The sequence below is a fragment of the Bradyrhizobium sp. IAR9 genome (assembly GCF_013408065.1).
Lineage (GTDB): Bacteria > Pseudomonadota > Alphaproteobacteria > Rhizobiales > Xanthobacteraceae > Bradyrhizobium.
Map to the genome: position 1 here is coordinate 50,440 of NZ_JACBZW010000001.1, position 21,777 is coordinate 72,216.

16 protein-coding genes and 2 pseudogenes are annotated in these 21,777 nt (G+C 64.6%); 6 read left to right on the forward strand and 12 right to left on the reverse strand.

Annotation, left to right across the window (positions count from 1 at the left end; genetic code table 11):
• Positions 1-25: 25 nt before the first annotated feature.
• Positions 26-1,750 (forward strand): hypothetical protein, encoded by a 1,725-nt coding sequence (locus GGD67_RS00225; RefSeq protein WP_179730483.1) that lies wholly within the window; start codon positions 26-28, stop codon positions 1,748-1,750.
• A 98-nt stretch (positions 1,751-1,848) separates the two neighbouring features.
• Here GGD67_RS00225 and queC read toward each other — a convergent pair whose 3' ends face one another.
• The gene (queC, locus tag GGD67_RS00230) at positions 1,849-2,562 is read right to left on the reverse strand and encodes a 7-cyano-7-deazaguanine synthase QueC (protein WP_179730484.1); all 714 of its coding nucleotides are present in this window, start codon (positions 2,560-2,562) and stop codon (positions 1,849-1,851) included.
• Positions 2,563-2,688: 126 nt separating this feature from the next.
• Here queC and mazG point away from each other — a divergent pair, with 126 nt between their 5' ends.
• The gene (mazG, locus tag GGD67_RS00235; protein ID WP_179730485.1) at positions 2,689-3,543 is read left to right on the forward strand and encodes a nucleoside triphosphate pyrophosphohydrolase; all 855 of its coding nucleotides are present in this window, start codon (positions 2,689-2,691) and stop codon (positions 3,541-3,543) included.
• A gap of 156 nt (positions 3,544-3,699) precedes the next feature.
• On the opposite strand, the gene hflX is transcribed toward mazG, so the two are convergent.
• The 4 genes from hflX to GGD67_RS00255 all read right to left on the reverse strand — a co-directional run bounded on the left by hflX (position 3,700) and on the right by GGD67_RS00255 (position 9,440).
• The gene (gene hflX / locus GGD67_RS00240; protein ID WP_179730486.1) at positions 3,700-5,082 is read right to left on the reverse strand and encodes a GTPase HflX; all 1,383 of its coding nucleotides are present in this window, start codon (positions 5,080-5,082) and stop codon (positions 3,700-3,702) included.
• A gap of 11 nt (positions 5,083-5,093) precedes the next feature.
• Positions 5,094-5,342: an RNA chaperone Hfq gene (gene hfq, locus GGD67_RS00245; RefSeq protein ID WP_007591126.1), complete on the reverse strand. Its 249-nt coding sequence runs from the start codon at positions 5,340-5,342 to the stop codon at positions 5,094-5,096.
• A gap of 312 nt (positions 5,343-5,654) precedes the next feature.
• Positions 5,655-7,025, reverse strand: a complete 1,371-nt coding sequence (locus GGD67_RS00250) for a sigma-54 dependent transcriptional regulator (protein WP_018320442.1) — start codon at positions 7,023-7,025, stop codon at positions 5,655-5,657.
• An 18-nt stretch (positions 7,026-7,043) separates the two neighbouring features.
• Positions 7,044-9,440: a PAS domain-containing sensor histidine kinase gene (locus GGD67_RS00255; protein ID WP_179730487.1), complete on the reverse strand. Its 2,397-nt coding sequence runs from the start codon at positions 9,438-9,440 to the stop codon at positions 7,044-7,046.
• 347 nt (positions 9,441-9,787) lie between these two features.
• Here GGD67_RS00255 and GGD67_RS00265 point away from each other — a divergent pair.
• Positions 9,788-10,323, forward strand: a pseudogene (locus tag GGD67_RS00265) (CoA-transferase).
• A gap of 13 nt (positions 10,324-10,336) precedes the next feature.
• On the opposite strand, the gene fabI reads toward GGD67_RS00265, so the two are convergent.
• From fabI to GGD67_RS00285, 4 genes and pseudogenes are all read right to left on the reverse strand, one after another.
• The gene (fabI, locus tag GGD67_RS00270; RefSeq protein WP_018320440.1) at positions 10,337-11,125 is read right to left on the reverse strand and encodes an enoyl-ACP reductase FabI; all 789 of its coding nucleotides are present in this window, start codon (positions 11,123-11,125) and stop codon (positions 10,337-10,339) included.
• Positions 11,122-12,337: pseudogene (locus GGD67_RS00275) on the reverse strand (acetate/propionate family kinase). The gene fabI and the pseudogene GGD67_RS00275 overlap by 4 nt, the downstream one beginning before the upstream one ends.
• Positions 12,338-12,342: 5 nt before the next feature.
• On the reverse strand, positions 12,343-13,302 hold the full coding sequence (locus tag GGD67_RS00280; RefSeq protein ID WP_092258627.1) for a phosphate acetyltransferase: 960 nt from the start codon (positions 13,300-13,302) through the stop codon (positions 12,343-12,345).
• A gap of 28 nt (positions 13,303-13,330) precedes the next feature.
• A complete protein-coding gene (locus GGD67_RS00285; RefSeq protein ID WP_179730489.1) occupies positions 13,331-15,547 on the reverse strand; it encodes a DUF3141 domain-containing protein in 2,217 nt (738 codons plus the stop codon).
• A gap of 179 nt (positions 15,548-15,726) precedes the next feature.
• Here GGD67_RS00285 and GGD67_RS00290 point away from each other — a divergent pair, with 179 nt between their 5' ends.
• Positions 15,727-15,873, forward strand: a complete 147-nt coding sequence (locus tag GGD67_RS00290; protein ID WP_177237179.1) for a hypothetical protein — start codon at positions 15,727-15,729, stop codon at positions 15,871-15,873.
• Between the two features lie 206 nt (positions 15,874-16,079).
• On the opposite strand, the gene ntrC is transcribed toward GGD67_RS00290, so the two are convergent.
• The 3 genes from ntrC to dusB are packed head-to-tail and all read right to left on the reverse strand — an operon-like array spanning position 16,080 to position 19,699.
• Positions 16,080-17,522, reverse strand: a complete 1,443-nt coding sequence (gene ntrC / locus GGD67_RS00295; protein ID WP_028144677.1) for a nitrogen regulation protein NR(I) — start codon at positions 17,520-17,522, stop codon at positions 16,080-16,082.
• Between the two features lie 9 nt (positions 17,523-17,531).
• A complete protein-coding gene (locus GGD67_RS00300; protein ID WP_092258633.1) occupies positions 17,532-18,701 on the reverse strand; it encodes a two-component system sensor histidine kinase NtrB in 1,170 nt (389 codons plus the stop codon).
• Positions 18,698-19,699: a tRNA dihydrouridine synthase DusB gene (gene dusB / locus GGD67_RS00305; protein ID WP_179731371.1), complete on the reverse strand. Its 1,002-nt coding sequence runs from the start codon at positions 19,697-19,699 to the stop codon at positions 18,698-18,700. The genes GGD67_RS00300 and dusB overlap by 4 nt, the downstream gene beginning before the upstream one ends.
• 280 nt (positions 19,700-19,979) lie before the next feature.
• Here dusB and GGD67_RS00310 point away from each other — a divergent pair, with 280 nt between their 5' ends.
• Both GGD67_RS00310 and GGD67_RS00315 read left to right on the forward strand, forming a co-directional pair.
• A complete protein-coding gene (locus GGD67_RS00310) occupies positions 19,980-21,161 on the forward strand; it encodes a bifunctional 2-C-methyl-D-erythritol 4-phosphate cytidylyltransferase/2-C-methyl-D-erythritol 2,4-cyclodiphosphate synthase (RefSeq protein ID WP_179730490.1) in 1,182 nt (393 codons plus the stop codon).
• A 3-nt stretch (positions 21,162-21,164) separates the two neighbouring features.
• Positions 21,165-21,773, forward strand: coding sequence for a CinA family protein (locus GGD67_RS00315; protein ID WP_018320432.1), 609 nt, complete (start codon positions 21,165-21,167; stop codon positions 21,771-21,773).
• Positions 21,774-21,777 lie beyond the last annotated feature (4 nt).

Sequence of the window (21,777 nt, forward strand, 5' to 3'; positions counted from 1 at the left end):
CAAGAATTGCGTTTTGGGGGGCATTATGTTCGCAAGGATCGCGGCTTTTGTGTTGCTGCTTATCGCCATTTCCGCCTTTCCGACTCCAAGCCAAGCAGCGTGCAACGTTCCTGAATGGCTTTGTCTGGACAAGACACCTCGGAAGGACACCAATCTTCAGCAGATCGTCGCAGACCGTTCTTCCGTTCTCTACAAGCCGGGCGAGGTCGCAGACTTCAGCTACGCGGACATCAAGATAGACTGCAATTCCGCAGGGCTTGAGCGCTTCGCACGGCAGTTTGTCGATCGCGCCTGGTCCGTCGGCCTGCTGTCCGAGAATCGCGAATTCGCTCTTTCGGTCGACATCGAGCAGATCAGCAGGAACTCCGCCGAGCCACCCAAGCCGCTCACTTATCTGATCGCGCAAATCAAGCGCGATGCCGGCGGGAATACCACGGTGACCGGCTGTGACAGTTTTCTTGCAACGAACATCTCGTTCAATTCGACGCTGAAGCTGAAATTCAAGCTGCTGCAATCGAAGACGACGACCGTCAATCCATCGACTTACAGTGCCATCCGCATCGTTTCGAAAGTGCTCGGTTTCGTTTTCGCCGGTCCTGGTGGTGCGGCGATCGCAGCAGAAGCGACAAAGATCAGCGACGCCATCAAGGACAACAAGAGCGATATCGATGAGATCGTGAAAGCGTTTGACGAGGTCAATACGCAGCAGCCCATGGCGACGTTCGACGTCAACGAAAAGAGCGTGACGCTCCTTCTCTCCGACAGTTCGAAATTCACGATATCTCGAATCGGCAAACGTTCTGCTTTCCTGACGTTCACCGGCCCCAAGCTGAATGCGCCGGGCGCTCCGCTCCAGAAGCTCATATCCGAGAAGACCGGGATCGACATTGCGGCCTATCTTACGACCAAGGCAGGCAACTGGGACACGATGGTCATCAGCACCGATGTCAACACGTCGAGGACGGGATGCGGCAAGATCCGTGAAGCGCTCGGGTATCTCTTCACGAAGGAAGAGATGATAGTCATTCTTGCCAAGGAGTTCGACAGGTTTGGAGACGCTACGATCAAGGACCTGAAGGACCCCTGCTTCAGGGCGATCGAACGCGAGGCTCTCAAAACGATGGGGTTGACAGATCCCCTCTCCGCCCGCGCGGCTCCGCAAGAGAACAGTGGACCCGCGCGAGATCCGGCAAAGGACGCTGCGGACCCGATCCGCTGGAGCTCGATCAGGGAGTTTCTCAACGAATTTGGCCGCACGCTGAGCGCAATCTCCGCGGCAAATCTCTCACCTGAAGTTCGTGCCAGAAAACTGGCACCCTACTTCGATGCAAGGGTTGCGACCGAATCGTTCGATGCGCCTGACCTCCTGCCGTCCAGCACCGGCGTGCTCAGGGATTCTCTTGCGGCGAAGATCGTGGGCTGGCCGATTGGTGCGTCGATACGGTACGGATGTTTCCTCGCGCCGGACAAGCAGCTTCTCACAAAGTATTCGGCGCAGATGCTGGTCTTGCTCGATTCCGGAGGTGGTAACCAGAGACTCGTCAATGTCATCGTGGGCTTCACGGATCCCAAGGCTACCAATGTCGACGGACTTCTGATTGGGAATATGCTGATCGAAAAGCCGACCGCGGCGAGCCTGTCGGCCATCTCGACCGCCTATAAATCAGGCTGCGGTGATCGTTCAGATCCATGGAAGCCCTGGGAAGAGATCAAGACAAGCTTCGTGTTTCGGACGCAGCCCTTCGGCTGACGTCCATGCCCTCGGGCAAGTGACGTGAAGTCTTCAGCAAGGGTCGGTCCCGTAACGCGCGATCGACCCGTTGCTTGGGACGCATGTCGGGGATGACGCTACCTTCCCGCCACAAACTCCCGCCAGCCCTTCGCCCGCAGGCTGCATGCCGGGCACTCGCCGCAGCCAAAGCCCCAATCATGCTGCGCGCCGCGTTCGCCGAGATAGCAGGTGTGGGAATGCTCGCGGATCAGATCGACCAGCCCCTCGCCGCCGAGATCCTGCGCGAGCTGCCAGGTCGCGGCCTTGTCGATCCACATCAAGGGCGTATGCAGCTCGAACGTCCGGGCCATGCCGAGCGACAGCGCGGCCTGCATGGCGCGGATGGTGTCGTCGCGGCAATCGGGATAGCCGGAATAATCGGTCTCGCACATGCCGCCGACGATGTGGGTGATGCCGCGCCGGTAGGCCAGCGCCGCCGCGAAAGTCAGGAACACCAGGTTGCGGCCGGGCACGAACGTATTCGGCAGGCCGTCGGCGCCCATCGCGATCGCGACGTCACGCGTCAGCGCGGTCTCGGACACCGCGGCCAGCGTCGGGATCGACAGCGTATGGCTCTCGCCGAGCTTCGCGGCCCAATCGGCGCGCAGCGCCTTCACCCCGTCGAACAGCCGCCCACGGCAGGCCAGCTCAATGGCATGGCGCTGGCCGTAGTCGAACCCCAGAGTTTCCACGCGCGAGAAGCGGCTCAGCGCCCAGGCGAGGCAGGTGGTGGAATCCTGGCCGCCGGAAAACAACACCAGCGCGGTTTGTGATGAAAATGCGTCACTCATGGCCCGCGCTTTAGCACTGCGCAGACCGCCCGCCAATCGGTGGAAATCGGCCTGTTCCGCGCCGCCGCGCTGGGAACGGCGGGCTCCTTTTGGCATAAGGTTTTGGAGCCAGGAGAGCGCCCCGCAATGACCCCTTCCCGCGACATTTCCCGCCTGATCGAGATCATGGCGGCGCTGCGCACGCCGGTGACCGGCTGCCCCTGGGACCTCGAGCAGGATTTTGCGACCATCGCGCCCTACACGATCGAGGAGGCCTATGAGGTGGTCGACGCCATCACGCGGGGCGATCTCGACGATCTCCGCGAGGAGCTCGGCGACCTCCTGCTCCAGGTAGTGTTCCACGCCCAGATGGCCTCGGAGCAGAACGCCTTTGCGTTCGGAGATGTGGTCGAGGCGATCACGCGAAAAATGATCCGGCGCCATCCCCACGTCTTCGCCGACAAGGACGGCAATCTCGCCTCCTCCCACGTCAAGGAAGTCTGGGACCGCATCAAGGCCGAGGAGAAAGCCGAGCGCGCCGCGCGCCGGCCGCCGGAGGACGCGCCATCTCACAAATCGCTGCTGTCAGGCGTGAAGGCCGGCCAGCCCGCGCTGACGCGCGCCATGGAGCTGCAGCGCAAGGCCTCCACCGTCGGCTTCGACTGGAACGACCCGCGCGCGGTGCTGCAAAAGATCCGCGAGGAAGCCGACGAGATCGAGGCTGCGCTCGACCGCAACGACAAGCAGGAAATTGCGGAAGAGACCGGCGACCTGATGTTCGCCCTCGTCAACCTCGCCCGCCATGTCGACGCCGATCCGGAGGCCGCCTTGCGTGCGACCAACGCAAAGTTCGAGCGGCGCTTTGCCTATATCGAGCGCGCGCTGGAAGCGCAGGGCCGGACGCTGGAGCAGGCCTCGCTGGCGGAGATGGACGCGCTGTGGAATGCGGCGAAGGGTGATGAGCAATCGGCGCAGGAACGGCGCAAGGAAGCGAGCCGCTAATTCTGCTGTCGTCTTGGCGAAGGACAATTCGTAGGGGCAAAGGCGCGCACTTCGCGCGCCGTGCCCACGCCTTTCAACAACGGGCAAATGGTGGGCACGGCACTCACGCGCCTTTGCCCACCCTACGAGGGCTGCGTTTGTCCGAGACGACAGCTGTTACGCAGGAAGGCGGGGCACCGCATCAAACCGCGACACCACGATGTCCCGCTTGGTCTCGTCTACCCGCACGGTCATATCAAAACGGCCGTCGTGCAGCTCTTTCGCCAGCACCTCGGCATTGCGGTGCAGCCAGCTGATACCGGCGCCATCGGCGGCGTCGATCGAGAGGTCGAGCGTGGTGCGTTTGGCCGCCAGCCGCTGCTCGATTGCGGCGAGCAGCGCGTCGACGCCCTCGCCCGACACGGCGGACACCAGCATCGCCGGATGATCCTCCGGCCTGCGTGCGGCGATGTTCAGGAGCTCTTCGCGCTGCTCGGCATCGTAGCGGTCGATCTTGTTCCAGACCTCGATGATGCGGCCGGAATCATCGGGGTTGATGCCGAGCTGGCGCAGCACGGCGTCGACGTCGCTCTGCTGCGCCTCGGCATCCTCATGCGAGATATCGCGCACATGCAGGATGACATCGGCCTCCAGCACCTCCTCCAGCGTGGCGCGGAAGGCGGCGACGAGCTGGGTCGGCAGGTTGGAGATGAAGCCGACCGTGTCCGACAGCATCGCCTTGCCGCCAAGCGGCAGGTTGAGTGCGCGCAGCGTGGGGTCGAGCGTCGCAAACAGCATGTCGGCGGCCTGCACGTCGGCACGCGTCAGGCGGTTGAACAGCGTCGACTTGCCGGCATTGGTGTAGCCGACCAGCGCGACGACGCGATATGGCACGCGCTGGCGGCCGGCGCGATGCAGCCGCCGCGTCGCCTGCACCTTCTTCAGCTCGCCCTCGAGCTTGGAGATGCGCTCCTGGATCAGGCGGCGGTCGGCTTCGATCTGGGTCTCGCCGGGACCGCCCATGAAGCCGAAGCCGCCGCGCTGGCGCTCCAGATGGGTCCATGAGCGCACCAGGCGCGAGCGCTGGTAGTTGAGATGCGCGAGCTCGACCTGGAGCGAGCCTTCCTTGGTCTTGGCGCGGCGTCCGAAGATTTCCAGGATGAGACCGGTGCGGTCGAGCACCTTGGCGTGCAGTTCCTTTTCGAGGTTGCGCTGCTGGATCGGTGCCAGCGCGCAGTCCATCACCACGAGCTCGACGTCGAGGCTCTTGGCCAGCGCCGCGATCTCCTCGACCTTGCCCTTGCCGATATAGGTCGCGGGCCTGATCTGGCTGATCGGCGTGATGATGGCGTCGGCAATGACGAGATCAATCGCACGCGCGAGGCCGGCGGCTTCATCGAGCCGGGCCTCGGCGTTGCGCTGGATATGAGTCTCCGATTGCGCGTCGGCACCGCCTGCGCGCACCCGCAAATAGGGGCCGATGACAAGCACCCGCCCCGTCTGCTTAGCCCCTGCCGACCGCGGACGGTCGGCATCCCCGTCGAAATTCCGGGGTTCCAATCAGATCACTCTCAAGCCGGCTGATCCTCGCCGCCTTCGAACAACTGGATCGGCGCACCCGGCATGATGGTCGAGATCGCATGCTTGTAGACGAGCTGCGAATGACCGTCGCGCCGAAGCAGTAGACAGAAATTGTCGAACCAGGTCACGATGCCCTGGAGCTTCACTCCGTTGACCAGAAAGATCGTCAGTGGCGTCTTGGTTTTGCGAACGTGATTAAGGAAGGTGTCCTGTAGGTTTTGTGCGCGGTCTGCCGCCATCGTTTTTTTCTCGCTTTGAGTTTCTTTTTATTGCGCCGGTTGCGGCCCTCTTTGTGAAGTTCGGAGCCTCTCCCGGTTGCCGTTCCTCATGAGATCCCCCTCGGAAGGAACAGCTGTGCAATTAGAGGACAGGTGGACCTATTAGGCAAGCCGCTTCACGCGGCAGCGGGCGCCGTATTGCCCCGAAAAACTACGGAAATCGATGAATTTCCTCGTTTTATTCAAAGGTGTCGCCGCAACGTCGCGGCGTTAGATCTTGTTCTGACGGCGTTTTCCCAATGCGAACCGGTACCCGCTTCGCACGAGCACGCGCTAGCCGACACCGAGCGCTTTCAACTTTCGATGCAGCGCCGACCGTTCCATGCCAACGAACTCGGCCGTGCGAGAAATATTTCCTGAAAAACGGCTGATCTGTGCAATCAAATAGTCGCGCTCGAACACCTCGCGCGCCTCGCGCAGCGGCAGGCCCATGATGTGCTCGCCATTGTTGCTGGTCGGCATCGCCGGCACCATGGAGCCGACGTCCTGCGGCAACATGTCGGCCGTGATGATGACCTCCGGCCCGCCGGCGGCGAGAATCATGACTCTTTCAACGTTGTTGCGGAGCTGGCGCACGTTGCCCGGCCAGACATGCGATTGCAGCACCGCCATCGCGTCCTGGCCGATCTGCCGCTTGGGCAGGCCGCTACCGGCCGAGATCTGCTCCATGAAATAGTCGATCAGTTCCGGGATGTCCTCGCGCCGCTCCGACAGCGCAGGCACGCGGATCGGCACCACCGAGAGGCGATGATAGAGGTCCTCGCGGAAATGGCCGGCCGCAATCTCCTCTTCGAGATTGCGCGCGGTCGAGGAGATGATGCGGACGTCGACCTGCACCTTGGCGGTGCCGCCGACGCGCTGGAACGATTGCTCCACCAGCACGCGCAAGATCTTGTTCTGGGTCTCACGCGGCATGTCCGCGATCTCGTCGATGAACAGCGTGCCGCCATGGGCTTCCTCGAGCGCGCCGGGCTTGCGCGCCTGTTCGCCGTTGGACTGCTCCACGCCGAACAACTCGTGCTCCATGCGCTCGGGCGTGATCGCGGCGGCGTTGATGACGACGAAGGGACCGTCGGCGCGGCCCGAGGCCGTATGCAAGGTGCGCGCCGTCAATTCCTTGCCGGCGCCGGCGGGACCGACAATCAGGATGCGGCTGTTGGCCTTGGCCGCGCGCTCGATGGTCTGGCGCAACTGATTCATGCTCGGCGAGCGGCCGACGAGCTGACTTGCGCTCGGCGCCAGCTGCTTCAGCTCCTTGACCTCGCGCTTGAGCCGCGAGTTCTCCAGCGCCCTGGTCGCGACCAGGATCAGCCGGTCGGCCTTGAACGGCTTCTCGATGAAGTCGTAGGCGCCGCGCTTGATCGCGGCCACCGCGGTCTCGATGTTGCCGTGGCCGGAGATCATCACGACCGGCAGGTCGGCATTGTCCTTCTTGACCTGCTCCAGGAGCTGCAAGCCGTCGAGCTTGGAGCCCTGCAGCCAGATGTCGAGGAACACCAGATGCGGCCGCCGGTTGGCGATTTCAGCCAGTGCAGAGTCGCTGTCGCGCGCAGTCCGCGTGACAAAACCCTCGTCCTCGAGAATGCCTGCGACGAGATCCCGAATATCGGCCTCATCATCGACAATCAGAATTTCACTTGCCATGGGTCGCGCCCTGTCTTGTCAGCTGCCTGTTGAGGCTTCGATTTTCGTTGAATCATTGGTCTTTTCAGCGGCCTCTTTGGTTTCGGCCGCCAGCTCTTTTGTTTCCTGCGCCGGGTCCTTGACAGGAGCGCCGGCCTCTTCGCCGGTTGCGTCCTTGACCGCGGCCGCCGGGGCCTGCTCGGCTCCCTCGGACTTCGCCGGCTGGCCGGAGACTGCGAAGCGCATCCGCATCCAGGCGCCGCGCTGGCCCTCGCGGAAGTCGGAAGCATCCTTCAGCTCGATGCGCCCGCCATGGTCTTCCAGCACGCGGCCGACGATCGCAAGGCCAAGGCCGGTGCCTTTGGCGCGCGTCGTGACATAGGGCTCGAGCAGCCGCGAGCGCGCGACCTTGGGCAGGCCGATGCCGTTGTCGATGACGTCGATCAGAACGTCCTCGCCCTCGCGCGACACGACCACGTCGATGCGGCCTTTGCCCAGCTCCTCCGGCGGGACCTGCTCGATCGCCTCGGTGGCGTTCTTGACGATGTTGGTGACGGCCTGCGAGATCAGCCGCCGGTCGAACTGGGCGCGGAGAGGATCGTCTTTGAATTCGGCCTCGATATCGATCTCGGGATGGGCGACCTTCATCAGGAATACGGCCTGCCGCACGGTGTCGGCGACGTCCTCGCCTTCCATCACCGGCTTCGGCATTCGTGCAAAGCGCGAGAACTCGTCGACCATGCGCCTGATGTCGTCGACCTGGCGCACGATGGTGTCGGTGCACTGCTCGAAGATCTGCTTGTCCTTGGCCTCGGTGATGCCCTTGCCGAATTTGCGGCGAATGCGCTCGGCCGAAAGCTGGATCGGCGTCAGCGGATTCTTGATCTCATGCGCGATGCGGCGCGCCACGTCGCCCCAGGCCGAGGTGCGCTGCGCCGAGACCAGCTCGGTGATGTCGTCGAGCGTGATGATGTAGCTGTCATGCGGCTGGTTCTTCTCGGCGCTGACGCGGACCGAGAGATTGCGCTCGGTGCCGTCGCGGGTGATCGTGATCTGGCCCTGCACCAGACGCTGGCTCCCTTCCCGCGCCGCCTTCATCATCTCGTCCAGCTCGGGCAGCACGTCGGAGAGCGGATGACCAAGCGTCTCCGCCTCGGAGTGCCCGATCAGTTTCTCGGCCGAGCGGTTCAAAATGCCGACGCTGCCGGAAGCATCGACGCCGATGATGCCGGCGCTTGCGGAGGACAGCACCGCTTCGATGAAGCGACGGCGGCTGTCGATCAGGTCGCTGGCGTTGACGAGCTCATCGCGCTGGCTGCGCAACTCCTGCGTCATCTTGTTGAAAGTCTCGCCTAACTGCGCGAGATCGCCTTCCGACTGGTGCACCGGCACCTGGACATGGAGGTCGCCGGTCGAGACCGTGTGGGCCGCGTTCATCAGCCGCCGGATCGGCGAGACCAGTGAATTGGCGAAGTTCAGGCCGATCAGCACCGAGGCCATCAGGATGGTCAGCGCGATCACGGCGAACATCAGCGCAAAGGCAACCTGGATGCCGAGCCGGCGCGACTCGATCTGGGCGTATTCGGCGACGCTGACCTCGGTCTGCTTGAGCTGATTGACGACGTTCGGATCAAGCGGACGGGCGACATAGAGGAAGGTGTCGCTGAAGGCGCGCAGCCGGATCACCGCGGCCACGAAGCTCGCATCGGGAAGGACCGCGATCTCGGGCTCTGACTCGTTGACGTTGCTGAGGAAGTCGGACGCGGGCGGCGAATAGGCGAGCCGCATGCCGGTGTCGGCGGATTCCAGGATGTTGGTGTTCTTGTCGATGATCATCGCGCCCGGCAAATTGCGGGAACTGGCGCTGGCGCTCAGCATCTCCCGGAACGAGCGGCGATCCTGGTCGTAGAGCGGCCGGGCATGCGCGATGTCGTTGGCCATGCCGAGAATGTCGCCGCGGATCAGCTGCGCATGGTCCTGCATATAGGCCCGCGCGATCGTCAGCGAATTCTGGATCACCTCTTTGGTCGGGCCGGAGAACAGCCGGTCGAGGCCGCGTTCGATGGTGACGTTGGCGACGACGGCGACCAGCACCGCCGGCAGCACCGCCACGATCGAGAACAGGCTGACGACCTGGACATGGAGCCGCGCCGCCGCCCGGCCCCGCCGTCGCGCCAGGATCAGCTGCCAGAGCTCGCGGATGATGATTCCGACCAGCAACAGGATCGTGGCCGCGTTGGTCAGGTAGATCGAGCGGACCACCGCCGGCGTCGGCTCGATCGTGGTCAGGCCGGTCAGAACCAGAAAGGTCAGGAAGGCCGAGAGCAGCGCCAGCGCCACGGCAAAGGGCGCCAGCCAGCGCCGCGCCGACCAACGCCGGGGCTCTTCCGCTGGTGTCGTGTCAAAGTGTGCGGCCGAGGTGTCTGCGCTGGTCATTCCGGCAATGGTGGTGCTGAAAACGGGTCCGCGAAGGGCGGATACTGATGTATTCGTACCACATTGTTGCCGAATTGCGACAATTCCGCGGCGCCCCCGCCGCGGCGGACCGGCGCATCCACAGCTCTGGCGCGGCGCGTGGGACCGGCATCGTCATTCGCGAACGAGGGTGAGCTTTGACGCAGATCAAGGGGGCGCGGTGGCCGCTCGCGCCAATGTGGCTCATGCCCGACCGGAGTTCCGCCCATGAAGGCTGTGGCCGTTGAAGAAGCCGTTGCGATGCTTCCCGCTGGCGCCAGCGTAGCGGCTTCATGGGTACTGGAACACCGGAGCGCTTGCTCGATGAAATGGTCCGGCGGCAGAAGACCGGATTGTCGGTGATCTGCAACGATGCCGCACTGCCGGGCAAAGGCGTCGGCAAGTTGTTTGACGCATCGCTCGTGTCGCGTCTGACCGCGACGCATGTCGGGCTCAATCCCAAGGCCCAGCAGCAGATGCTGACGAACGAGATCAAGGTCGATCTTGTGCCGTGCTCGGCGGCCTCCAAGTCGATGCGCAGGGCCGCCTCGCCAACTGGATGATCCCCGGCAAGATGGTGCCCGGCATGGGCGGGGCGATGAACCTCGTCAGCGGCGCCAGGCGCGTCATCGTCGCCATGCAGCACGCGGCCAGGGGCAAGTCGAAGATCGTCGCCCAATGCACCCTGCCCCTGACCTCGGCGCGGTCGGTCGATCTCGTCGTCACGGACATGGCCGTGATCGGCTTCTCCGGCGGCAGGGCGACGCTGCTGGAGACCGCGCCCGGGGTCAGTGTCGGCGAGGTCATCGTGCTCACTGAGGCCGAGCTCGCTGTTCCCGACAACGTCCCGGAAATGAACGTCTGATCCGTCGTCGGCCTCAATCGATGATGTGATAGCCGCCGTCGATGTAGAGCACGCCGCCCGTGATCAGCTTGGCGCCGTCGAGCGCGAGGAACGCGGTGGCGTTCCCGACATCGTCGATGCTGACGAGACTGCGCGCCGGCGCCTTCGACTGCGCCTTGTCCATGAGCTCATCGAACTCGGGAATCCCCGAAGCCGCGCGGGTGGCCAGCGGACCCGGCGAGATCGCGTGCACGCGAATGCCCTTCGGGCCGAGCTCCGCGGCGATATAGCGGACCGAGGCTTCCAGCGCGGCTTTCGCGACACCCATCACGTTGTAATTCTCCACCACCATCTGGCTGCCGTAATAGGTCATGGTGAAAAGCGTGCCGCCGTTCTTCATCAGCGGCTCGGCGAGATGAGCCATCCGCAAGAACGACCAGCATGAGACATCCATGGTCTTGAGGAAGCCGTCACGGCCGACGTCGACGACACGGCCGTGCAGCGCTTCCTTCGGCGAGAAGGCGATGGAATGAAGCATGAAATCGAGCTGCCCCCATTCCGACGCGATACGCTCGAACACCGCCTCGGTCTGCCCTTCGGCCATCACGTCCAGCGGCATGAAGATCGGCGCTTCCAGCGCCTGCGCCAGCGGCTCGACATGCTTTTTGGCGCGGTCGTTCAGATAGGTCACCGCGAGATCAGCACCCAGTGCACGAAACGCGCGCGCACATCCCCAGGCGATCGACTGGTCGTTGGCGATGCCGACGATCAGTCCCTTCTTTCCCTTCAGGGCCACCTTGCTTTCCGGAAATACTGGGATCATGACACCCTCTCAGGTCTCGTGTTGATCAACTGACCGTCCATCCAATAGCGATAGCGTGTGCTGTGCGATCATCAGCTCCTCGTCGGTCGGGACGACATAGACGGGGACGCGGCTGTCGGCTGCCGAGATCAGGGGCGCATGGCGGGCGTTCTCACCGGCATCGAGGCGGACGCCGAGCCAACCGAGCTGCTCAGCGATACGTGCGCGGATCGATGCCGAGTTCTCCCCGATACCGGCAGTGAAGACGAAGGCATCCAGGCCCTGCAAGGCCGCGGCCAGCATGCCCGCGTTGAGGCCGATCCGGTAGACGAAATGGTCGATCGCGAGCCGCGCACGCGGATCGGTGCTCGCTTCCAGCTCGCGCATGTCGTTGCTGACGCCGGAAAGCCCCTTCAGACCGCAGTCCCGATAGACGAAGTCCTGCACCTTCGCGGCCGGCATGCCCTTCTCGGCGATGAGATAGAGGATGACCCCGGGATCGATCTGCCCCGGACGCGTTCCCATCGGCAGCCCGTCGAGCGCCGTGAAGCCCATGGTACTCTCGACGCTGCGTCCCTCCTTGATCGCGCACATCGAGGCGCCGCTGCCGAGATGGGCAACGATGACCCGCCCCTTGGCGATCTCAGGCGCCACACCGGGCAGCGTCCGGGCGATGTATTCGTAGGAGAGCCCGTGAAAACCGTAGCGCCGCACACCCTCGGCATAGAGCTGCTGCGGAATCGCATAGTGATCGGCGACGAGATCATGCGTGCGGTGAAATGCCGTGTCGAAGCACGCCACCTGCGGCAGCCCAGGGAAATTCGCGAGCAGCGAGCGGATCGGCGCGAGATTGTGCGGCTGATGCAGCGGCGCCAAGTTGACAAGGCGTTCGAGGCGGGAGACGACGCCGTGGTCGATCAGGACCGGGCGGACATGGTCCGGCCCGCCATGAACGACGCGATGACCGACCGCGATCGGCGTAATCCGAAGCTCGTCGCGCAGCCAATTGCCGGCAACCGACATGGCGGCGGGCACATCGGGCACAGCTTCAACCGAATAGGCGCGATCGGCCAGCGCATCGCCGCTCGCACCGCTGGCGCGCAGGCGCGGGCGGCTGCCGATGCCATCCATTTGTCCCTTGATCTGACGCCGGAGCGCACCGTCGCCCAATGCCGAATAGACCTGAAACTTGACGCTCGAAGAGCCGGCATTGACGACCAGGATCGTGTCCATGGCGATCACGCGGCCACTGACGGCGCCTTCTGGCGCCGGGCGCGCGCGTAGAGCGCCGCCACCGCACACGAGGCCATGCGCGCACGCGGCGTATCGGCGCGCGACGTCAGGACGACGGGTACCCGCGCGCCAAGAACGATGCCGGCACCATCCGCCTTGGCGAAATAGGCGAGATTCTTGGCCAGCATGTTGCCGGACTCCAGATCTGGAACGACCAGGATCTGTGCGCGGCCGGCGACCTCGGACTCGATGCCCTTGATGCGGGCCGCTTCCGGGTCGATGGCGTTGTCGAACGCCAGGGGACCGTCGAGCACGCCGCCGCTGATCTGGCCGCGATCGGCCATCTTGCAGAGGGCGGCGGCTTCGATGGTCGAGGGAATTTTGGACGTCACGGTCTCGACCGCCGACAAGATCGCCACGCGCGGCGTTTGGCCAAACCCGGCGTGATTGTAGAGATCGATCGCGTTCTGGATGATGTCGCGCTTGGCATCGAGATCGGGAAAGATGTTGATCGCGGCGTCGGTGACGAAAATCGTCTCGGCATAGGCCGGGACATCCATGACGAAGACATGGCTGATGCGCCGATCCGTGCGCAGGCCGCCGGTCTTTGCCGTGACCGCGCGCATCAACTCGTCGGTGTGAAGGCTGCCCTTCATCAACAGCTCGCCTCTGGCGGCATGGATGAGCTCGACGCCCTTGGCCGCGGCGTCGTCACTATGGGCGGCATCCACGATCTCGAAGCTTGATACGTCCAGATCGAACCTCGCGGCGGTGTCTCTGATCTTCCCTTCCGGCCCGACCAGGATCGGTCGAATGATCCCCGCGCTGGCGCTGTCGACCGCCCCGCGTAGCGAGGTCTCGTCGCAGGGGTGCACGACGACCGTCGGTGTCGGAGGCGCAGCCCTCGCCGCCGCGATTAGCCGGTCGTACTTGCCGCCGGTTTCGTGCGTCATATCGGTCGACATCAGGTCACTCCCGCTTTCGTCAACCACGCTACGACGCTCTTGCCTGGGGATCGAATGGCGCGACGTTCGACGTCATCTCGCCCCCTCCGTCCAGGCCAAATAACTCGGCGACTCGCCTCAGGCGATTGGCGCGCTCGCCGGTGATGTCCGCGCTTGCCGAGAGCACCTCGCACATCGCCTCGAAGGCCGCGCGCCGCTGGTTCATGTCCTCGGGCAACAACCTTGGAATGGCCGCCAAGGCGCCCTCGCGGTCGAGCAGCAGCATGAAGAACTGCTCGCGTACCAGCATCTTGAATGCGGACAGGGTCATCCGGGAGCCGGCATGGTCGCGCCTGACCTGGCGCAGCGCCTCGATGCTGCGCTCGTCCACCATGCCGCGCGCGGAGCCGACATAGAGCAGCGCGCGGATAGCAGCCTCCCGCAGGCCACCGTCACCAATCTTCGCCCTCAACTCCGCAATCCTGCTTTCGAGCATGGCGCGATGCTCGTCCGACATCTCACGGCGCCGCGTTGACTCGGCGTTGGGGTCGATGCCGACAGCGGCCTGGAGCGCAGGTGAGCCATAGACGTTGAGGAAGACGGTCTCGCTCAGCGCCTCCTGGGCATCGCGCCAGCTGTCGAGCGCATGCACAATCTGCTTCGACACATGCTCCTGGAAGGCCAGGAACGGATTGTCTTGCGACACCGGTCTGCGCTTCTCTTCGGCGCGATCGGCCGCCGCCTTCACCATGGACATCCATGGATTCTGACTGCTGAAAGCCTCATATTGCATGCGTAGCGGATGCATCTCGCGCGCCCAGTTGGCCGCCTGTGGCGTCACCATCTTCTTGATCCAGGGCTGCACGAATTTCTGATAGGCTGCAAGATTGAGCTCCGAGATGCGCTTGGCGGTGGCGAACCGCCGCTCATCCTCGGGGGAATTGCCGCCCATGGCCCGGATGTCGTCGAGCGTACGGGCCTCGCAACGCATTACCCATTGTCCCGTTGCAAGGTCGGCGTTGAGCGTCTCGCTGCCCCTCGCCTCGAACGTCGCCTCGTAGAGCCCGGGCGGGAGCACGTCGATCAGATCGATGTTGCTGGAGAACTCGGAATGCTCTTTCTTGGCGACGCCTCCGGACACGAAGATCCCGAGATGACCGATGCTTTCGTGGATGGTGTAAACGATGGTCTGGCCATATGCCCTGATCTCATTGACGTCGGCGTAGCAGTCGAGAATCCAGTCCAGCGCCTGCTGCGGCGGGGTGACGTTGTCGCCCTTGGAGCAGAACACCACGATCGGCGAGCGGATATTGCGCAGGTCGACCTTCTCCCCGTCCGACATTTCGATCCGGCCGGCGGCGAGGTTGTTGCCGATGAACAGCTCATCGACGATGAACTGGATCTCCTCGGCGTTGAGATTGACGTGCCCGCCCCACCAGCGTTCGAAGTCGAGATAGCGCTCGGCCTCGGTGTCGACTTTGGAATAGACGTTGTATTGCTTGGTCCAGAGTGTGTTCGAGGGGTTCTGGTTCTCGAAATTCTGCACCAGCCAGGCGCCGTCGAACTTGCCGGCACCGAGATCGCTCGTCAGCGCCGTCAACCAGCTTCCGCCCAAGAGGCCGCCGGAATAGCGCATCGGATATTTGCCATGCACGCCCGCCCAATAAGCGAGCGGCGCGCCGGCGATGATCAGCGGTCCGAACAGCTCCGGCCGTAGCGACGCCAGGATCATGATCGCCCAGCCGGCCTGACAATTGCCGATGACGCAAGGCTTGCCGTCGGCGTCGGGGTGACGGCTGATGACAGTTTCAAGAAACTTCGCTTCGGCTCGCGCAATGCGCTCGATCGTCTGGCCGGGCATGGGTTCGGGCAGAAACCCGATGAAGTAGCAGGGATGTCCCGCCTGCATCGCGACACCGATTTCGCTGTCCGCCTTGAAGCCGCCGATGCCGGGACCATGGCCGGCGCGCGGATCGACGACGACGAACGGCCGCCGCCTCATGTCGATCGCGACATTCTTGGGCGGGATGATGCGTACGAGCGCGTAGTTGACAGGCTCGTCGAGTTTGCGGCCGTCCGTGATCAACTCGGCGGCATATTGCAGCACATGCGGCGCGGTCTGCGCGAGGTGCTCGCGATATTGGTCGCCGCGCTGGCGCATGATGTCCAGAAACAACACGCTCCGCTGTCCGGCATCGACCAGATACTCCACGGCGGAGGCGACTAACTCCGACATGGGACCGGCAGGCGGCTTCAGATTTTCCATCGCAATCTGACCTCGTTGTGTGCGAGGCCACTCAAGGAGAGATGTCACCGGCGACGTTGACATAGGTCAACGGTCAGCGGTTTCCGGCATAGCGGGACGCCAGATCTTGGAACCTTCTAGAGGTAGATCGATAATGTCAGACGGGGGAACTGTTTCCGGCCATTCCGGCTTGACATGGCATGGATAGGTTCTTCCTCGCGATAATGGTTTCTGCCGTTCTGCTGCTGATCGTGGCGTCCGATCTGCTGGTCAACGGTCCAGGTCTGCAGGAGCCGACGACAGACGTAGCGCGCCTGATGCCGTCGACCGAGCGACTGTTCAGGTGATGGATCGCGGTCGCGGGCGACTGAATGCCTCACCCTTGTGTGACCGCGGAACATGTGTGACCGCGGAACATTTCGGCCCCATTCCGACTTCTGCTCACCGCGTCAGCCAAAACGGCCAGCGCGATCCGGACAGGCTCAGCTCCGCTTTGGTAGGGGGAGCTGAGCCACCGTCCGCGTAAACGCGTTTAGCGTTTGTCGCGAGGGAACTAGCCCCCGCTCCGATAGACCTGGATGTCGAGATCCCGGATCTTCTTGCGCAGCGTGTTGCGGTTGAGGCCGAGCAGGTCGGCGGCGCGGATCTGGTTGCCGCGGGTGGCGGCGAGCGCGGCCGTGAGCAGCGGCACCTCGATCTCCTTGAGGATGCGGTGATAGAGGCCGGGCGGCGGCACGCCGTTGGGAAAGCCCTGGAAGTGCGAGGACAGATAGGCCTCCACTGCGCCGCCGAGATTGTCGACGCCCTGCTGGACCGCGGCGCCCGGGCTGACCGAGGGCGGCGCGAGCTCGCCATCGATGACGGAAGCCGTGATCACGTCCTGCGGATAGAGCGCGGCGAGGCGCCGGGCGAGGTTTTCCAGCTCGCGGACGTTGCCGGGCCAGCGGTGCTGCTTCAGCCGCTCCAGCGCCAGCACGTCGAGCTTCTTCGGCGGCAGGCCGTCCTTCTCGGCCAGCGCGAAGAAGTGACGGATGAGATCGGGCAAATCCTCGATGCGCTCGCGGAGCGGCGGCAGCCGCAGCGGCACGACGTTGAGGCGGAAGAACAAATCTTCCCGGAACAGGCCCTGCTGGATCAGGACGCGCAGATCCTTGTTGGAGGCCGCGACGATACGCACGTCGGTCTTGATCGGGGTGCGGCCGCCGACGGTGGTGTATTCGCCCTGCTGCAGCACGCGCAGCAATCGCGTCTGCGCCTCCATCGGCATGTCGCCGATTTCGTCGAGAAACAGCGTGCCGCCCTCGGCCTGCTCGAACCGGCCGGAGGCGCGGGTGTTGGCGCCGGTGAAGGCGCCGCGTTCATGGCCGAACAGTTCGGATTCGATGAGGTCGCGCGGGATCGCCGCCATGTTGACCGCGACGAACGGGCCGTTGCGGCGCTTGCCGTAATCGTGCAGCGCGCGCGCCACCAGTTCCTTGCCGGTGCCGGACTCGCCCGTGATCATCACGGTGAGATCGGTCTGCATCAGCCGCGCCAGCACGCGGTAGATTTCCTGCATCGCCGGCGAGCGGCCGACCAGCGGGATCGCCTCCATCTCGGCGTCCTCGTCGGGGGTCGAGACCCGCTCCTTCGGCTCGGCCAGCGCGCGGCCGACGATGGCAATCAGCTCCTTGAGGTCGAACGGCTTCGGCAGATATTCGTAAGCCCCGCGCTCGGAGGCGCGGATCGCCGTCATGAACGTGTTCTGCGCGCTCATGACGATGACGGGCAGATTCGGCCGCATCTTCTTGATCCGCGGCAAGAGGTCGAAGGCGTTTTCGTCCGGCATCACCACGTCGGTGATGACGAGATCGCCCTCCCCCTGGCTGACCCAGCGCCACAGCGTTGCGGCATTGCCGGTCAGCCGCACTTCGTAGCCGGCGCGGGACAGTGCCTGATTGAGAACGGTGCGGATGGCGGTATCGTCATCTGCTACGAGAATGCTACCTGCGGGCATCGTTAATCCTCATTTCGCCCCCTGTGACGCAGGCGACGGCTTCCCGGCAGAGTCGGCGCGACTGCTTTGATCGGCATGTTTCACCGATGTGGAATACATCGGCATCAGCACGCGGAAGGTGGTCTTGCGCGGCTGAGATTCGCATTCGATGATGCCCCCGTGATCGCCGACGATCTTGGCGACCAGCGCAAGGCCCAGGCCCGAGCCGGTCTGCTTGGTGGTCACGAAGGGATCGAACAGGTTGGGCAGAAGATCGTCCGGCACGCCTGGTCCGTTGTCCTTCACGCAGAATTCGAGCGGCAAGGATACCCGGGATTTTTGACCGGGGACTGACAGGCGCACGCCGGGGCGGAACGCGGTGGTGAGCTGGATCTCGGCGTCAGGGATGTCGATCAGGGCTTCTGCGGCATTCTTCACGAGATTGAGGAACACCTGGATCAACTGGTCCTGGTTCGCCAGCACCGGCGGCAGCGAGGGATCGTAGTCCTCGATGAAGCGGATGTTGCGGGCAAAGCCGGACTGCGCCAGCCGCTTGACGTGGTCGAGCACCGAATGGATGTTGACGGGGCCGCGCAATACGGGGCGCTCGTCGCCGAACACCTCCATGCGGTCGACCAGCGTCACGATGCGGTCGGCCTCGTCGCAGATCAGGCGCGTCAGCATGCGGTCCTCGGACGAGGCCTGCTGCTCGAGAAGCTGCGCCGCGCCGCGGATGCCGGAAAGCGGATTCTTGATCTCGTGCGCCAGCATCGCGGCCAGCGCGATCACCGAGCGCGCCGCGCTGCGATGGGTGAGCTGGCGGTCCATCTTGTCGGCGATGGAGCGCTCCTGGAGCATCACCACGATATGGCCGGGCCGCTCGGTCAGCGGCGCGACATGCAGATCGACCTGCCGGTCGCCGCCCATGCGCGGCGTGCCCAGATCGACCTTGTATTCGTTGACCGGCGAATTCGACGAGCGCACCTGGTCGATCAGCGCCAGCAAGGGGCTGCCGAACGGCACCAGCTCTTTCAGCGACTGCCGCTTCAGGAACTGCGTCGAGATGTCGAAGAAGGCCTCGGTCGCGATATTGGCGGCGACGATCTTGCCGTCCGGCCCGATCATGAGCACGGGATTGGGCAAGGCATCCAGGATCGCGTCGCTGTCGGACGGCCGGCGATGTTCAGCGGCGGAGCTCATGCAGCAGCGCTCCATCCGAAGTCGTCGAAGGCATCCTGCAGCGACTGGTGGACGAGACGCGGATCTTCCGCGGTGAGGATCTTCTGGCGCCAGGATTTCAGCTTTTCGGCCGGCGCGCGGCTTACCTCGGCTGCGACGTCGAGCGCCCAGCCCAGATGCTTGCGGGCATGCCTGAGGCCGATGCGCAGACCGTAGAGCGCGCAGACACCCTCATAGAGCGTGCGGACATAATGCAGCTGCGTCTCCAGCGAGGGCGCCGCCTCCTCAGCCCCGCCCTGCAGGCGTCGGCCGATCTGACCGGGCAGCCAGGGCTGGCCCTGCGCGCCGCGGCCGATCATCACGGCGTCGGCGCCGGAGGCTTCGAGCGCCGCGAGCGCTTTCTCGTAGGAAGTGATGTCGCCGTTGACGACGAGCGGAAGGCAGGTGGCCTCGCGCACGGCGCGGATCGCATCCCAATCGGCCTCGCCCTTGTAGAACTGGCTGCGGGTGCGGCCATGCACCGTGACGAGCTTGACGCCGGCGGCTTCCGCGCGCCGCGCCAGTTCCGGCGCGTTGCGGCTGCGGTCGTCCCAGCCGAGCCGCATCTTCAGCGTCACCGGCACCTTCACCGCCGCGATGGTCGCATCGATCAGGCTGACGGCATGGTCGAGGTCGCGCATCAAGGCCGAGCCGGACTGACCGCCGGTGACGTGGCGGGCCGGACAGCCCATGTTGATGTCGATGATATCGGCGCCTTCGGCTTCGGCGATCCGGGCGCCCTCGGCCATCCAATGCGCCTCGCAGCCGGCGAGCTGGACCACGTGCGGGCCGATGCCGGTGGCTTCGCAACGCAACCGGGACATCCGGTGGCCGCTCGCGAGCTCATCGCTGGCAGTCATTTCGGACACGACGAGACCGGCGCCAAGCTCGGCGGCCAACCGGCGGACGGGCGAGTCAGTCACCCCCGACATCGGTGCCAGGAAGACCGGGGTGGCGACATCAATATCGCCTATTTTCAACGGCTTAGAGCCGGATACTGCCGAACCGGTCACGGGGTTCTCGTTGACTGGGCAGGGCCTCATCGCGCCTGCCATGACCTATCTTGCGCACAATTCTTGTGCAGTCAAGCGTCATGCCTACAGTTTAGACAATTCTGCAAATCTTTCAAGTGCAGTGCAGCAAATTGCTGTTTCCAACAATCCGGGGAAACCCCCTTTTTTTGCGGGCCTGCCGTGCTAGAGGCATGCGGCAATCACCCCACTCCCCGACTCTCCATCACCAACTGAGTATTCGAGTCCTATGGCGAAATCACAACGCACCGCAGTCGTCCTCGTGGCAGCCGGGCGTGGACTGCGTGCGGGCGCCGGTGGGCCGAAGCAATATCGCGAGATCGGCGGCGTGCCCGTGATCTACCGCGCCATGGAAGCCTTCAGCCGCCACGCCGACGTGTTTGCGGTGCAGCCGGTGGTGAACCCTGATGACAGCGCCATGTTCACGGCCGCGGTCGCCGGGCTCGAGCACGAGCCGCCGACCAATGGCGGTGCGACCCGGCAGGCCTCGGTGCTTGCCGGCCTCGAGGCGCTGGTCAAGCACGCGCCCGACATCGTGCTGATCCACGACGCCGCCCGCCCCTTCGTCTCGGAAGGATTGATCTCGCGCGCGATCGAGGCGGCGAGCCGCACCGGCGCTGCCATCCCCGCCGTTCCCGTCACCGACACCATCAAGCTGACCGGCGATGGCGGCAATGTCGAGGGCACGCCGGACCGTGCGCGGTTGCGAATCGCGCAGACGCCGCAATCCTTTCGTTTCGACGTCATCCTCGAAGCGCATCGTCGCGCCGCGAAGGATGGCCGTAGCGATTTCACCGACGATGCCGCGATTGCCGAATGGGCGGGATTGACGGTTGCAACCTTTGAAGGCGATGTTGCCAATATGAAGCTCACCACTCCCGAGGATTTCGTGCGCGAGGAAGCGCGCCTGGCGGCCCAGCTCGGCGATATCAGGACCGGCACGGGCTACGACGTGCACGCCTTCGGTGAGGGCGACCATCTCATGCTCTGCGGCGTGCGCGTGCCGCACACCAAGGGTTTTCTCGCTCATTCCGACGGCGACGTCGGCCTGCATGCGCTGGTCGATGCCATCCTCGGCGCGCTCGCCGACGGCGACATCGGTTCGCACTTTCCGCCGAGCGATGCCAAGTGGAAGGGCGCCTCCTCCGACCAGTTCCTGAAATACGCCATCGAGCGCGTCACCCAGCGCGGCGGCCGCGTTGCAAATCTCGAGGTCACCATGATCTGCGAGCGGCCGAAGATCGGCCCGCTGCGCGACACCTTGCGTGCGCGCATCGCCGAGATTTCCGGCGTCGACGTCTCGCGCGTCGCGGTGAAGGCGACCACCAGCGAGCGGCTCGGCTTCACCGGCCGCGAGGAAGGCATCGCGGCGACCGCGAGCGCCACCATCCGTCTTCCCTGGAGCGTCTAGGTCATGGGCGGCAGCGACGCACGCGCCCTCTCCCGCTCGCTGCTCGACCTGTGCCGGATGCGCAAGCTGACGATCGCGACGGCTGAATCCTGCACCGGCGGCCTCGTCGCCGGCGCGCTGACCGACATCCCCGGCTCTTCCGACGTGATCGATCGAGGCTTCGTCACCTATTCCAACGACGCCAAGCGCGCGATGCTCGGCGTCGAAGCCGGCACGCTCACGAACTTCGGTGCCGTCAGCAAGGAGACCGCGACCGCGATGGCGGTCGGCGCGCTGGAGCGTGCCGGCGTCGATCTCGCTGTCGCCATCACCGGCATTGCCGGCCCCGGCGGCGCGACGCCCGGCAAGCCGGTCGGTCTCGTGCATTTCGCCGTCGCAGCGCGCGACGGGCGCATCATCCACCGCGAGCACCGCTTCGGCGCGATCGGCCGCACCGCGGTGCGCGCCCGCTCGGTGGTCGAGGCGCTGCGCATGCTGATGGATCTGGCCCGCGGCCCGCAGCCCCAGGCCAAGCCGCGCCGTCCCGCTGCAAGCCGCCTGCGCCCGCGTGTGACGCGCTCGCCGCGCCGGCATGTGGCCAAACGACGGACGCCGAGGTCGCCGCGGGGCTGAGCAC